Genomic DNA, 13,478 nt, shown 5'->3' on the forward strand with positions numbered 1-13,478 from the left:
CTGCTAGTCCCGCAAACTGAACACAAATGGCGCCGTACGGCTGACGCGCGAGCCTAGTTCCGACGGCGGCGCCGGCACGGTGGCGCCCTGCAGCACCGCAAGCGCGGCACGGTCGAGTTCGGCATCGCCGGACGAACGGACCACGTGCGCCGATATCACCCGGCCTGAGGCATCCACGGTGAAGGCCACATTGGCATTGCCCTGCGCGCGTCGGGATTTCGCGGCACTCGGGTAGCGCTTGTGGCGGTTGATCCACGCCGTCAGCCGCGATTCCCATTTGACTGGGCTGACACCCGAAATCCCGGCCGCCGATTTCGGCGTCGCTGCCTTGGCGGCGGGCTTGATCTCGGCGTTTGCGGCACTTGCCGTCTTCGGCGGTTCCGCCTTTTGCTTCTTCGGCTTTGGCTTGGGCATGTCGACAGGCCTTTTGACCTTGGCTTCGGCCGGTTCCTTTTCCTTGCGCCGCTCCGTCGGCTTTGCCTGCGGCAGCGGAACGACAATCTCCGGCGCGACGGTCTCGACGATATCGGGGACGACCTCCTCCAGCGGCGGCTGGTCGACTGGTTCGACTTTCGTCATCTCCGTTGACTCGTCCGGCGGCACCGTCTCCGGCTCGGCAGCAGGCTCCGCTTGCTCGGTCACCTTGTCGGGTTCGGCTTTGGTGATCTTTTTGGTCTCTTCAACCGGCTCGGTCTGGTCGGGAATGGCCGCACCGAGCATCGCGGCCTGTTCAGGTAACGCCGGCGTCACCATCATCGGCGCCATTTCGATCATCAGGGCTGGCGGCGGTCCGCCATCCGGCAGGTCGGCTGGACTGAAATTCTGCACGGCATAGGCGACCGCGACGTGCGCCCCAAGCATCAGCACGGCCGCACATGCCCACAGGCCAAGATCGCGCCAGCCGAAGCGCGACAGGACCATCGTGGCCGAGGCGGCGGAGCATGTCATGGGGCAGCCGTCGCGCCTGGCACCGGTGCGGCGGCATCACTGGCGGGAGCGGCCTCCAGGCCGACCAGGGCGACCTTCAGATAGCCGGCTGCACGCAGCAGGTTCATCGCCTCCATCAGGTCGCCATAGGCGACCGCCTTGTCGGCGCGCAGGAAGATGCGCGTCTGCTTGGCGCCCTTGGTGCGGCTGTCGAGTGTGGCGGCAAAAGCCGGGCGCGGCACGGTGTCATTGCCGATCGAGAGCGTGAGATCATCCTTCAATGTGAGGAAAAGCGGGGTCTCCGGCCGCGGCGCCGGTGTCGCGGTCGACCCGGGCAGGTCGACATTGACATCCACCGTCGCCAGCGGTGCCGCGACCATGAAGATGATCAGGAGCACCAGGATAACATCGATGAACGGCGTGACATTGATCTCGTGGCTCTCCTCGAGGTCGTCATCCATGGTCTGGCGGATCCGGCTGCCCATGGTCTTGCGCCGCTACTCGGCCGCCACCGCCGTCGCGGGTGCGACGTAGCGGAAAATCGAGGTCCCGGCTGACCAGCCGTTCGACGCCCGCCGAGGCATCGGCCAGGATTTGCCGGTAGCCGGCTATGGAGCGGGCGAAGACGTTGTAGATCACCACCGCCGGAATCGCCGCGACCAGACCCATCGCCGTGGCCAGCAGCGCCTCGGCGATGCCTGGCGCGACCACGGCGAGATTGGTGGTCTGCGCCTGCGAAATGCCGATGAAGGCGTTCATGATGCCCCAGACGGTGCCGAACAGGCCGACGAAAGGCGCGGTGGAACCGATCGTCGCCAGCAGGCCGGTGCCGCGCGACATGCGCCGCGACGCCGCCGCCTCGATGCGCAACAGGCGCGAACTGACCCGTTCTTTCAGGCCGTCTCCCCCGACATGGTCGAGCGCACCGGCCGAAAGCGCGGTCTCTTCCGCCGCCGCCCGCACCAGGAGCGCGCCGGGGCCGCCACCGCGGTCGAGCGCGCGGCTCGCCTGCTTCAATGTCGCGGCATCGCCGATCGCGCGAACCGCGCGGCGGATGCGCAGCTTGCCGCCGAAAATCTCCAGCGATTTGGCCAGCCATATCGTCCAGGTTACGAGCGACGCGATGGCCAGTCCGATCATCACCGCCTTCACGATGATGTCGGCGGCCATGAACATGCCCCATGGCGACAGGTCGTGCGGCAGGTTCAGCTCCATCGCCCCCGCAGGTGCCGCCGGCAGCGGGAGCGCCGGCGTCACGGGTGCGGCAGCCGCCGGCGCGGCAGGTGCCGGTGCGGCTGGAGCAGCGCCGGCCGGTTGCTCCTGGGCCATCGCGCCGATCGCCGCCAGGATCACCGATGCGACAAATGCCACCAACAAACCATGTCTCAACACGAGCTTCTTCCTTGTCCTTACAGCGGCCCCGGTCATGGCATTTCTCCAGCGCGGCCGCCGCATTCCAATCCCGGCTGCGCCAGGCAAGGTGCCCGGCTGACTATGAAACATGAACTTATTAGTCAACATTCAAGATGACTGCAATGCTCAACAATTCGGGAATGCGCCGCAAAATCCCTGAAACGCTACGCCGCCGGTGGTCTGCGATATCCGCCCCGGGGCGATGACAGGCATCCAGTGTCGCCGTGTGCGGCGCCCGGAGCAAACGGCCCCGACGGACGGAGTTCTAGCCCGCGCCGGAGCCGCGCGGTGAACCGCACCTCTCGCTGGAACGCCCTCTCTCCTTGGAACGCATTGTCGCCACTGCGGTGGAACTGCTGGACGCACGGGGGATCGACGGATTGACGATGCGTCGACTGGCTGATCGTCTCGGCTCGGGCGTGATGAGCCTATATTGGCACGTCGACAACAAGGACGGCGTCTTCGATCTGGCGCTCGATTCCGTGCTCGAATATCACGGATCGCCGCAAATAAATGCCGCTGAGGACTGGCGAGTGGAAATTGTCCATATGCTCGAAGACTGGCGGGCCGGCATGCTGCGCCATCCCTGGTCGGTACCGCTGTTGTCGAGCCGGGCGCTTGGACCGAACATTCTCAGCCGCCTGGAATTGCTCGGCAGGACTTTGTCCCGAGCCGGCGTGGCGGACAAGGATTTGAACGTCGCGATCTGGTCGCTATGGAACTATGTGATGGGCGCCACCATAACCCGGACGAGTTTCGACCTCGCGGACAGCGACAAGGCCGCCACGCAGCAGCACCACGCACATCCGGGCGAACGTTATCCCACGATCCAACGCTCTCGCCTGCTGTTCGACGACGATTGGGTCGGCACCTTCAGGAAGGGCCTCGATTTGCTGCTTGCGGGCCTCGCTCCCGGGAGATGAACCTGCCTAGCTGTGGCGCATCGGCCTCCCGGCGCGCCAGGGAGTTGCGCAGCAGCGCCAGTGTTTCCCGGCCAACTGTCGCGATCTCGTGTGGCGTGTCGACGCCGACGACCATGAACTCATCGATGCCGAGAGCCGCATAGGCAAGCAACGACAGCGCGACCTGGGCCGGTGGCCCGGAGAGGTCGACCGCCTTGTGGCCGGCGGCGGAAACACCTTGGTGGATCCTGACCGGAAGCGCGAAGCGCAGTTTGCCGGCACGGCCATATTCGGCTGCGGCGCCACGCGCCCGCTCCATCAATTGCCTGATATCGTCGATCGAGCCTGGCGCCAGCTCGAAGAGATCGGCATGCCGGCCGGCCACCCTCAGCACCGTTCCGGATTGCCCGCCCATGCGGATCACGAGGTCGGCGCCATGCGGACCCTTGCGCGGCACGTAACCGCCCTTGATGCTGTAAAACGCGCCTTCGTGATCGAAGGGCCGGTCGTTCGACCACAGCCGCTTCAACAGGACCAGATATTCGTCGATGCGCTGCCAGACGACGCCATGGCCGACCGGCCGTGTCTCGGCATCGTCATCGTTCAGCGGCTCGCTGATCATCCTGAGCGCCAGCCGTCCGCCGCTCTCCCTGTCGATGGACGCCAGCTGGCGGGCAGCCACCGTCGGGTCGATCACCCCGGCCCAATGAGTGAGCACCACTTCCAGCGAAGCGGTGCGGTTGAGCACCTGGGACGCAAGATCCATGTTGGTCAGCAGCCCGGCCGAATCGTCGACGACGATCTTCTGGAAACCGCCGTCCTCGATCAGCCCGAGCTTCGTCGCGGTCTCGGCGAAGTCATAGAAAAAAGGAACCGCCGCGTCGGCGGTCTTGCCGGGAATATGGGTGAATTCGATCGGCATTGTCATCTCCTCCATCTCTGGAATCACTGATGCTGTGAAATGCGGCCCTCAGGTGCGCGAAAGCGCTCCGGGATCCGGTTCATTCAACTCCGATTGCCTGAAAGCTGTGGGGCAACAGCCCCTGTCGATCCCTTAGGGAATAAGGCCCAGCACGATTGCCCCGGTGAACACGAACGCAAGGGCAAAGACGAGATAGGCGAAAGCGCCGGCATAGGCCGGGCGAAAGCCCTGGGCATTGGCCAGCTTCTGGCCGTTGCTGTCGGTCTGGGCGTTCTGGATATAGGACATATCGACCTCCGTCTCGCCGGTTAGTCTATAAAACTTGTAGACTTTGTCGATTGTTATTTTTGTGTCACGGGCAAAATTATTTTCTGATTGATCGCCGAAAATTGGTACGAAATTGCTGTGGAGACATATCCAGGCGATGAAGTGATACGGTATGGCGGCATCGCTTCACGCGCTTGTTTCCTGCATTGGCCACTCGATGCAGGAGGGATAGCATCGCTGCCAGTTGCAACATGAAATCATCCAAAGGGACGTTGGGAGCAGAAAAATGGGCGAAAGACTGGGCGGCAAGGTCGCCATCATTTCGGGCGGCGCGACGGGAATGGGCGGCGCGGCTTCGGAACTGTTTGCCGCCGAAGGCGCCAAGGTCGCGATCATCGACCGCAACGGTGAAGCAGCTGCTGCAACCGCGGCCGCGATACGCGCGCGGGGACACATAGCCGAACACTGGGTGGCCGACGTCTCTGATGAGGCCCAGGTCGAAGCTGCGGTTACAGGGGCGACCGAAAAACTCGGGCCCGTCACCGTGCTGTTCAATCATGCCGGCACCATCGTGATAAAGCCGTTCCTGGAGACGACGCTGCAGGAATGGGATTGGCTGCACGCCGTCAATGTGCGCTCGATGTTCCTGATGACACGCGCCGTGCTGCCCGGCATGATCGCCGCCGGCGGTGGATCGATCGTCTGCACCTCGTCGATCTCGGCGGTGGCGGCGACGCCGAATGAAGTGCTCTACGACACCACCAAGGGCGCCTGCCACATGTTCGCGCGCGCCATCGCGGTGGAGTTCCGTGACCACAACATCCGTTGCAACGCGGTCTGTCCCGGCTTCATCAGAACGCCGCACGGCCTGCGCGAGGTCGCCGATCTTGGCAGGCTCGGCGTCGATGTCTCGGACGCCGCACTTGCCGCGCAGCAGGGCCGCATCGGCGAGCCGGAGGAAGTGGCGAAGGCAGCGCTTTACCTGGCGAGCGACGAGTCCAGTTTCGTCAACGGCACGCATCTGTTCGTGGATAACGGCTTTACCGCGATGTGACGCATTCGGGCTTTGGGTCTTCGACCCAGGGACAGCTTGGCGCCTTCCTCTACCCGTCGATCGGGGGAGAGGAAAGGATGCCAAGTCCTGTTCGCTTACCGCTCTTCCCGCCGAAACGGCTTCAGCAGTGCCGAGGGTGCCACCGCGTTGCGCGACATGACCGCCATCGCGATGATGGTAAAGATGAACGGCAGCATCAGGAACGCCTCGTAGGGGATATGCCCCAAACCGCTCGCCTGCATGCGGAGTTGCAAGGCATCGACGAAGGCGAACAGCAGCGCGGCCCCTGCCGAGCGCCACGGGTCCCAGCGGCCGAACACGACCAGCGCGATCGCCACCCAGCCGCGCCCGGAGACGACACCAAAGGTGAAGGCATTGAATTGCGCCATCGACAGGAAGGCGCCGGCGAGCCCCATCAGGGCGCCGCCGAGAATGACGGCCTGGAAACGCGTGGCAATGACGCTGACGCCGGCCGAATCGGCGGCACGCGGGTTTTCACCGACCATGCGCACCGACAGGCCCCAGGGTGTGCGGTAGAGCACGAAGGCGGCGAGCGGGATGGCAATGATCGCCATATAGACCAGCGCGAACTGGTTGAACACCGCAGGTCCCAGCACTGGAATATCTGAGAGGACCGGGATCGGCAGCGTCTGAAAACCCTTGATGCTCGGCGGCACCGATTGCTGGCCGAAGATCAGCCGGTAGAGGAAATAGGCAAGGCCCGACGAGAACAGCGTGACGCCGATGCCGCAGACATGCTGGCTGAGGCCGAGCGCCACCGTGAACAGCGCATGCAGCGCGCCCATCAGCATGCCGGTCAGCACCGCCACCAGCACGCCGAGCCACAGGCTTCCACTGAGGCTGGTGGCGGTGAAGCCGGTCATCGCGCAGAGCAGCATGATGCCTTCGATGCCGAGATTGAGCACGCCGGCCCGTTCGGAGAACATTTCGCCGAGCGTGGCAAAGGCCAGCGGCGTGGCGATGCGGATGATGGCGGCGAGAAAGCCGACCTGAAAAATCTGTTCGAACACCGCGCTCATCCGAAGGCTCCGACGCGGCGGATGCGATAGGCGGTGAACAGCAGCGCCACCAGCATGGCGAGCAGCGCCGTGCCCTGGATGACGTCGCTGAGGAAGGCCGGCACGCCGGTCGCCCGCGACATCGCCTCGGCACCGGTCATCACGGCGGCCAGAAAAATCGCCGCAGGCACGACGCCGAGCGGGTTGAGCCGAGCCAGCATGGCGACGACGATGCCGGAATAGCCGTAGCCCGGCGAGATGTCGCTCATCACCTGGAAGTGCACGCCGCCGACCTCGCCGACGCCGGCAAGACCAGCCAGCGCGCCCGACAGCAGCGCCGTCCAGATCAGCACTCGCTCGACATCGATGCCGCCATATCTGGCCGCTTCCGGGTTTTCGCCGGTAACCCTGATCCGGAAGCCGAGCGTCGTGCGCACGATCAGGAACCAGATCAATGGGGCCGCGACCAGCGCCGCGACGACACCGAGATGCAGCCGCGTGCCTTCGATCAACACCGGAAAGTTCGCCGAATCCTCGATCGGCGGCGAGATAGGGTAGCCGCTGAAGCTGTCCTTCCACGGCCCTTCGATCAGCGCCATCAAGGCGTAGTAGATGACCGAGTTGAGCAACAAGGAGCTCACCACATCATCGACCTTGAATTTTACGCGCAGCGTCGCCGGCACCAGCGCAACCGCGGCACCCGCGGCCGCACCCGCCAGCGCCATCAGCAGCATGGCGAGCGGCCCCGGCATGGGGATGGCGCCAACAAAACAGCTCGCCACCGCACCGGCAAGCAATTGCCCCTCGGCGCCGATGTTCCAGAATTTGGCACGGAAGGCGACAGCCACCGCCAGCCCGGTGAAGATCATCGGTGCGGCGCGCACCAGCGTTTCGGTGATGGCATAACTGTCGCCGAGCGAAGCGGTGAACATAACCCCGTAGGATTCGAGCACGCCCGCGCCGGCCAGCGCGATCAGGCCGCTGCATAGGAAAAGCGTGGCGGCAATCGCCAGCAGCGGCAAGGCCAAATTGAACCAGGCAGGGGTCGAGGTGCGGACTTCGAGGCGGAACATCAGCCGTGCCCCTCCGCGCCGGTCATCAGCAGGCCGAGCCGCGCGACGGTCGCGTCGGCGCTGTCCAGCGTGCCGGCGATGCGGCCTTCATACATCACCGCGATGCGGTCGCAGAGCACCAGCAGTTCTTCCAGATCCTCGCCGATGACGATGATGCCGCAACCCTTGGCGCGCATGTCGAGGAATTTTTCGTGGATGAAACGGGCGGCGCCAATGTCGAGGCCACGCGTCGGCTGCGACACGATCAACACCTTTGGGTCGAAGGCAAGCTCGCGCGCCAGCAGTGCCTTCTGCAGATTGCCGCCGGACAGCGCGCCGGCGCGCGTCATCGGCCCGGGACATCTGATATCATAGGCCTTGATCTGTTCTTCGGCGAAAGCGCGGATCGCATCCGGCTTGAGCAGCCCCCTGGCGGAGAAGGCCGATGTGCCGATGCGCGGCAGCACCATGGAATCGGCGAGCGGCAGATTGGTGACCAGCCCCGTCGTCATGCGATCTTCCGGGATGCGGCCAAGGCCCAGCGCCTGCACCTCGCGCGGCGAGAACCGCGATACGGTCTCGCCGGCGATGGTCATCCGGCCGGCATCGGGCGCGCGCACGCCCGAGATGACCTCCGCCAGTGCCCGCTGGCCATTGCCGGAGACGCCGGCAATGCCAAGGATTTCGCCGGCACGAACCGCAAGCGACACATCGCGCAGCGCCGTGCCGGAATGCCGCCAGGTTGAAATGCCGTCGAGCGTCAGCACACCGGCGCCGGGCAGCGACGGTCCCCTCGCCGGTGGCACGATCTCATGGCCGCACATCAATTGCGCCATCGCCGCCGACGTCGTGTTGGCAGGATCGTCGACACGGCCGGCGACGCGGCCATGCCGCAGTACGGTGCAGCGATGGGTGAGCGCCCGCACCTCATTGAGCTTGTGCGAGATGAAGATGATGCCGAGCCCTTGCGCCGCCATAGACCGTAACGCCGAAAACAAACCCTCGACCTCGCTCGGCGCCAGCACTGCAGTCGGTTCGTCGAGAATCAAGAGCCTGGCGCCGCGAAACAGCGCCTTGACGATTTCCAGCCGCTGCTGCTCGCCGACCGACAGCGCCGAGACCGGCAGGTCGGGATCAAGCGTCAGCCCGTGCTGGCTGCTGATTTCAGCAAGCCGGGCCAGCCCGCCGGCGCGATCGATCCGCCCCGACTTGCCCGGAATACCGATGAGCAGGTTTTCCAGCACCGTCAGCCGTGGCGCCAGATGGAAATGCTGGTGCACCATGCCGATGCCGGCGGCCAGCGCATCGGCCGAGCTCGTGATCCGTACCGGCCGGCCCTGGATCAGGATCTCGCCGGCATCCGGCGCGTAAGCGCCGAACAGCACGTTCATCAATGTCGTCTTGCCGGCGCCGTTCTCGCCGAGCAGACCGAGGATTTCGCCCGGCGCCACGCTGAGATCCACGGCCTCGTTCGCCTTGAGGGCGCCGAAGGTCTTGGTGATGCCGCGCATTTCGATGAGGGGGGCGGACAAGGGCGCTCCTGAGAGGAATTGGCTTTACCATGGCAGCTTTGATTGACAGGGATGCGCTGCACCCCCTCTGGCCTGCCGGACGAGGGCGCCACGCACCGCCCCTCGAACCAACCCTCAATCCGAAACCGGCGTGTTCTCGTCCACGTCCACCCGGAAATTGCCTTCCAGGATCTCGGCCTTCTTCTTCTCGACCAGATCCTTGATCTCGGCGGGCAAGGTCTTGTCGAACTTGTGGAAGGGTGCCAGATACGAGCCGCCCTTGGCCATGCGCGAGAAATCGCCGTAATCCTGCGCCGTGTAGACGCCGGCCTTGACCAGTTTGATCGCCTGCTCGACCGTCGGGTACATGTCCCAGACCGGGCCGGTGATGACCGTATCGGGACCGAGGCTCGACTGGTCGGACATGTTGGAGATGGCGAAGATCTTCTTCTCCACCGCCGCCTCGATGACGCCGAAGCGTTCTGCATAGATGACATCGACGCCGGCATCGATCTGCGCCACCGCGGCCTCCTTGGCCTTCGGCGGGTCGAAGAAGGAGCCGATGAAGGCGACTTTCTTCTTGACGTTGGGATTAACCTCCTTGGCCCCGGCAAAGAAGGCGTTGACCAGCCGGTTCACTTCCGGGATGCCCATCGCCGCCACCGCGCCGACCGTGCCCGACTTCGACATCTTGCCGGCGATCATGCCCGAGAGATAAGCCGGCTCATGGATCCAGTTGTCGAACACGCCGAAATTGGGTTCGGCCGGCCCGGCGCCCGAGCCGAACAGCCAGGCCGTCTTTGGAAACTGCTTGGCGGTGCGGCGCGATTCACGCTCGGCGGCGAAGGCATCGCCCAGCACCAGCTGGTAGCCGCCTTGCGCATATTCGCGCATGACGCGGCTGAAGTCGGCGGTCTGCACCTTCTCGGACCATTTATATTCGATACCGAGTTCCTTCTCGGCCTTCTGCAAGGCGACGTGGATCTGGTTGTCCCAAGGCTCCTCGATCGGAGTGGCGAAGATCGCCGCCACCTTCAGTTTTTTGCCCGCCGCGAAGGCCGCACCAGGCAGCATCGCCGCCGCCAGGCCAAGAGCGCCCAGCTCCAGCACGTTGCGCCGCGACAGTCCTTCGCGCGTCGAATGGGATTTGTTCTTCCGGTTTTCCATTGAAGTGCCCCTCTGTTCGACAGCCGTGTCGAGCCGGCTGTTCCAAAAATCAGACGGGGAACTATGGAACGGGTCAGCACTTTTGTCCACATGGTCAAATTTGGCGGAGCGCCGAATCTGACCATGGTCTTGTCGAGCCGAGAACCGACGATCAGGCCCGTTCGAGCGCGACGGCAATGCCCTGGCCGACCCCGATGCACATAGTGGCCAGCGCGTAGCGGCCACCGCGTTCGCGCAGCTCAAGTGCGGCCGTCCCTGAGATGCGGGCGCCCGACATGCCCAGGGGATGGCCAAGTGCGATGGCGCCGCCATTTGGGTTGACCTGCGGCGCATCCTCGGCAATGCCGAGCTGGCGCAGCACAGCGATGCCTTGTGAGGCGAAGGCTTCGTTGAGTTCTATGACATCGAACTGTTTTGGCGTCAGGCCAAGCCGCGCGCACAGCTTCTGCGTCGCCGGCGCCGGGCCGATGCCCATGATACGCGGCGCGACCCCGGCGGCGGCCCCACCAAGGATACGGGCGATCGGCGTCAGCCCGTATTTCCTGACAGCTGCTTCCGAGGCAACGATCAGTGCCGCCGCGCCGTCATTGACGCCCGAGGCATTGCCCGCCGTCACCGTGCCGCCTTGCCGGAACGGCGTCGGCAATTTGGACAATGTCTCGACCGTGGTGCCGGCGCGGGGGTGTTCATCCTTCGAGACCACGACCGGATCGCCCTTGCGCTGTGGAATCGCCACCGGTGTAATCTCCTTCGCCAGCCGGCCATTGGCTTGGGCCGCGACCGCCTTGTCCTGGCTGCGCACGGCAAAGGCGTCCTGATCCGCACGGGAAACAGCGAAGTCTTCCGCTACATTCTCGCCGGTTTCCGGCATGGAATCGACGCCATACTGCTTCTTCATCAGCGGGTTGACGAAGCGCCAGCCGATGGTGGTGTCGTAAATCTCGGCATTGCGCGAGAAGGCAGCGTCGGCCTTGGGCATGACGAAGGGCGCACGGCTCATCGATTCCACGCCGCCTGCGATCATCAGCTCCGCCTCGCCGGCCTTGATGGCACGCGCGGCGATGGTCAGCGCGTCCATGCCCGAGCCGCACAGCCGGTTGACGGTCGAGCCGGGGACTTCCTGGGGCAGTCCTGCCAAAAGCAGCGCCGTGCGCGCCACGTTGCGGTTGTCCTCACCGGCCTGGTTGGCGCAGCCATAGACGACGTCGTCGACCGCCTGCCAATCGATGCCGGGATTGCGCTCAAGCAAAGCCTTCAGCGGGATGGCGCCAAGATCGTCGGCACGCACCGAAGATAGCGAACCGCCGAAGCGGCCGATCGGCGTGCGGATGTAGTCGCAGATATAGGCCTCGGCCATGTCAGGCAGCTTTCCCTTTTCCGGTTCCTTCATGCGCCGCCTTGGTGCGGGCCTGCAGGTCGCGCAATGTCTTCAGTTCGAGTTCGCTTGGCGCCGGTGTTTCGTCAAGCGCCTCGGCGAACTTAACCACCCAGCCACAGCTCTCCTGCACCTGCTTGCGGGTGACCCCGGGATGCATCGAAACAACAGTGAATTCCTTGGTCACCGGATCCGGCTTCCAGATGGCGAGATCGGTGACCAGCAATGTCGGGCCCGATGTGTCGATGCCCAGCCGCTGGCGGTGGTCGCCGCCTTCGCCATGGCCAAAGGAGGTGAAGAAGTCGATTTTTTCGACCATGCCGCGCTTGGTCTGCGCCATGGTTATGTAGATCTCCTTCGAGGATGTCGCGATCTCCGGCGCGCCGCCGCCGCCGGGCAGACGCGTCTTGGGATGGAAATAGTCGCCGATGACGGTGGTGTTGATGTTGCCGAACTTGTCGAGCTGAGCGGCACCGAGGAAACCTATGGAAATGCGGCCGCCCTGCAACCAGTAGCGAAACATCTCCGGCACGGCGACGGTGGTGACGGCGGTCTCGCACAATTCGCCATCGCCGATCGACAGCGGCAGCACGTCGGGCGCGGTGCCGATCGTGCCGCTCTCGTAGATCAGCGTTATGTCAGGCGCATGCGTCAGCCGCGCGACGTTTGCAGGCGGCCGACGGCGCGCCGATGCCGACGAAACAGACATCGTCGTTCTTCAACGCACGGCTGGCGGCGATCGTCATCATCTCGTTGGGGGTAAAGGCGAGCTGGCTCATGCCGCTTTCCTCAGATGTTCGACGCGGGCCGCGAAATCATCGCTGGTTCTTTCGATGACGTTCGCCTGCATCCAGGCCTGGAATTTCTCGCGGTCAGCGGCGATCTCATCCCATTCGAGATAGGCGGCGTTGTCCCTGACATAATAACCATGTGCGTAGGACGGATGCGCGCCGCCGGGCACGGCCGAGATCGCCGCGATCGTCCAGCGCGGCAGCACGGTCAAATTGGGGTGCAGGTCGTCGAAATTGTCGACGACTTCCTCCACCGTGACCACGGCGCGCCTCGCCGCCAGCACGGCTTCCTTCTGGATGCCGATGATGCCCTCGACCAGCACATTGCCTTTCCTGTCGGCCTTCTGCGCATGGATGAAGGTGACGTCGGGCCGGATCGAAGGCACCGCCGCCAGCACCTCGCCGGTGAACGGACAGGTGACCGACCTGATGTTGGGATTGACGTCAGCCAACCCGGCGCCGCGATAGCCGCGAAACACGGCACAGGGCAGGCCGGCCGCGCCCGCTTCATAGGCGTTGGCCATCCCGGCATGGCTGTGTTCCTCGATCTCGATCAACCGGGGGAAACCGTTCTCGATCGCATCGCGGGCGCGCCGCAGCAGGCCGACGCCGGGGTTGCCGACATAGGAGAAGACGATTTTTTTCGCCATGCCCATGCCGATCATCTGGTCGTAGATCAGGTCGGGCGTCATGCGGATCAGGGTCAAGTCGCGAAACCCCTGGCGGATCGCCTCGTGCGCTGCCGCCATCGGGATCAGATGGGTGAAGCCTTCGAAGGCAACCGTGTCGCCATTGCTGAGGTTCTCGGCCACGGCCTGTTTGAGCGGCAGGAACTTGACCATCGCAGCGGCCCTCAGGATTCAACAAAGTTCGCATTGCGAACAAAAGTACCGTATGTGATATTTTCTAGCAGGATTTCTTTGTGGTCTGAGAAGCCTGTTGAACTTTCCAAGTCGGTGAGTCAGCGCCCCCCTCTGCCCTGCCGGGCATCTCCCCCACTTGGGGCCCGTTGCGCAATATTGCGGGAGGCTTGTTGTGAGGATTGAGGGCGGCCATTTTCGTTGCTTTGGAGGCTTTT

Annotated in this window: 12 protein-coding genes and 2 pseudogenes; 2 read left to right on the forward strand and 12 right to left on the reverse strand. The window is 64.3% G+C overall.

From position 1 onward, the window contains the following. Nucleotides 1-3 precede the first annotated feature (3 nt). The 3 genes and pseudogenes from FJ492_RS08890 to exbB form a co-directional block, all read right to left on the reverse strand. The gene (locus FJ492_RS08890; RefSeq protein ID WP_140769558.1) at nt 4-948 is read right to left on the reverse strand and encodes an energy transducer TonB; all 945 of its coding nucleotides are present in this window, start codon (nt 946-948) and stop codon (nt 4-6) included. Continuing rightward, nucleotides 945-1,412 carry a TonB system transport protein ExbD gene (gene exbD / locus FJ492_RS08895; RefSeq protein ID WP_140751837.1) on the reverse strand — a complete coding sequence of 156 codons (468 nt, stop codon included), beginning with the start codon at nt 1,410-1,412 and terminating at the stop codon, nt 945-947. Before exbD ends, FJ492_RS08890 begins: the two co-directional genes overlap by 4 nt. A 12-nt stretch (nt 1,413-1,424) precedes the next feature. Further along, a pseudogene (gene exbB / locus FJ492_RS08900) lies at nt 1,425-2,319 on the reverse strand (tonB-system energizer ExbB). A gap of 326 nt (nt 2,320-2,645) precedes the next feature. Here exbB and FJ492_RS08905 point away from each other — a divergent pair. After that, nucleotides 2,646-3,263: a TetR/AcrR family transcriptional regulator C-terminal domain-containing protein gene (locus FJ492_RS08905; protein WP_246675949.1), complete on the forward strand. Its 618-nt coding sequence runs from the start codon at nt 2,646-2,648 to the stop codon at nt 3,261-3,263. On the opposite strand, the gene FJ492_RS08910 is transcribed toward FJ492_RS08905, so the two are convergent. Further along, entirely contained in the window at nt 3,214-4,164 is a 951-nt protein-coding gene (locus tag FJ492_RS08910; protein WP_140510793.1) for an LLM class flavin-dependent oxidoreductase, read from the reverse strand. The two genes, FJ492_RS08905 and FJ492_RS08910, sit on opposite strands and share 50 nt — an antisense overlap. Nucleotides 4,165-4,296: 132 nt before the next feature. Next, the gene (locus tag FJ492_RS08915; RefSeq protein WP_140769562.1) at nt 4,297-4,452 is read right to left on the reverse strand and encodes a hypothetical protein; all 156 of its coding nucleotides are present in this window, start codon (nt 4,450-4,452) and stop codon (nt 4,297-4,299) included. Between the two features lie 265 nt (nt 4,453-4,717). Between FJ492_RS08915 and FJ492_RS08920 the strand changes: the two genes are divergently transcribed. Next, nucleotides 4,718-5,485, forward strand: coding sequence for an SDR family oxidoreductase (locus FJ492_RS08920; protein WP_140510796.1), 768 nt, complete (start codon nt 4,718-4,720; stop codon nt 5,483-5,485). 95 nt (nt 5,486-5,580) lie between these two features. Here FJ492_RS08920 and FJ492_RS08925 read toward each other — a convergent pair whose 3' ends face one another. The 7 genes and pseudogenes from FJ492_RS08925 to FJ492_RS08955 all read right to left on the reverse strand — a co-directional run bounded on the left by FJ492_RS08925 (nt 5,581) and on the right by FJ492_RS08955 (nt 13,242). After that, entirely contained in the window at nt 5,581-6,525 is a 945-nt protein-coding gene (locus FJ492_RS08925; RefSeq protein WP_140716737.1) for an ABC transporter permease, read from the reverse strand. After that, on the reverse strand, nt 6,522-7,577 hold the full coding sequence (locus FJ492_RS08930; RefSeq protein WP_140769564.1) for an ABC transporter permease: 1,056 nt from the start codon (nt 7,575-7,577) through the stop codon (nt 6,522-6,524). Before FJ492_RS08930 ends, FJ492_RS08925 begins: the two co-directional genes overlap by 4 nt. Beyond that, nucleotides 7,577-9,088, reverse strand: coding sequence for an ABC transporter ATP-binding protein (locus FJ492_RS08935; protein WP_140769566.1), 1,512 nt, complete (start codon nt 9,086-9,088; stop codon nt 7,577-7,579). Before FJ492_RS08935 ends, FJ492_RS08930 begins: the two co-directional genes overlap by 1 nt. Nucleotides 9,089-9,202: 114 nt before the next feature. Further along, nucleotides 9,203-10,234, reverse strand: a complete 1,032-nt coding sequence (locus FJ492_RS08940; protein WP_140769568.1) for a BMP family protein — start codon at nt 10,232-10,234, stop codon at nt 9,203-9,205. Between the two features lie 151 nt (nt 10,235-10,385). After that, on the reverse strand, nt 10,386-11,591 hold the full coding sequence (gene pcaF / locus FJ492_RS08945; protein ID WP_140769578.1) for a 3-oxoadipyl-CoA thiolase: 1,206 nt from the start codon (nt 11,589-11,591) through the stop codon (nt 10,386-10,388). A gap of 1 nt (nt 11,592) precedes the next feature. Continuing rightward, nucleotides 11,593-12,388 (reverse strand): annotated as a pseudogene (locus FJ492_RS08950) (CoA-transferase subunit beta). After that, nucleotides 12,385-13,242, reverse strand: coding sequence for a CoA transferase subunit A (locus FJ492_RS08955; RefSeq protein WP_140751813.1), 858 nt, complete (start codon nt 13,240-13,242; stop codon nt 12,385-12,387). The pseudogene FJ492_RS08950 and the gene FJ492_RS08955 overlap by 4 nt, the downstream one beginning before the upstream one ends. Nucleotides 13,243-13,478 lie beyond the last annotated feature (236 nt).

This window comes from Mesorhizobium sp. B2-5-4 (genome assembly GCF_006441095.1).
GTDB classification, from domain to species: domain Bacteria; phylum Pseudomonadota; class Alphaproteobacteria; order Rhizobiales; family Rhizobiaceae; genus Mesorhizobium; species Mesorhizobium salmacidum.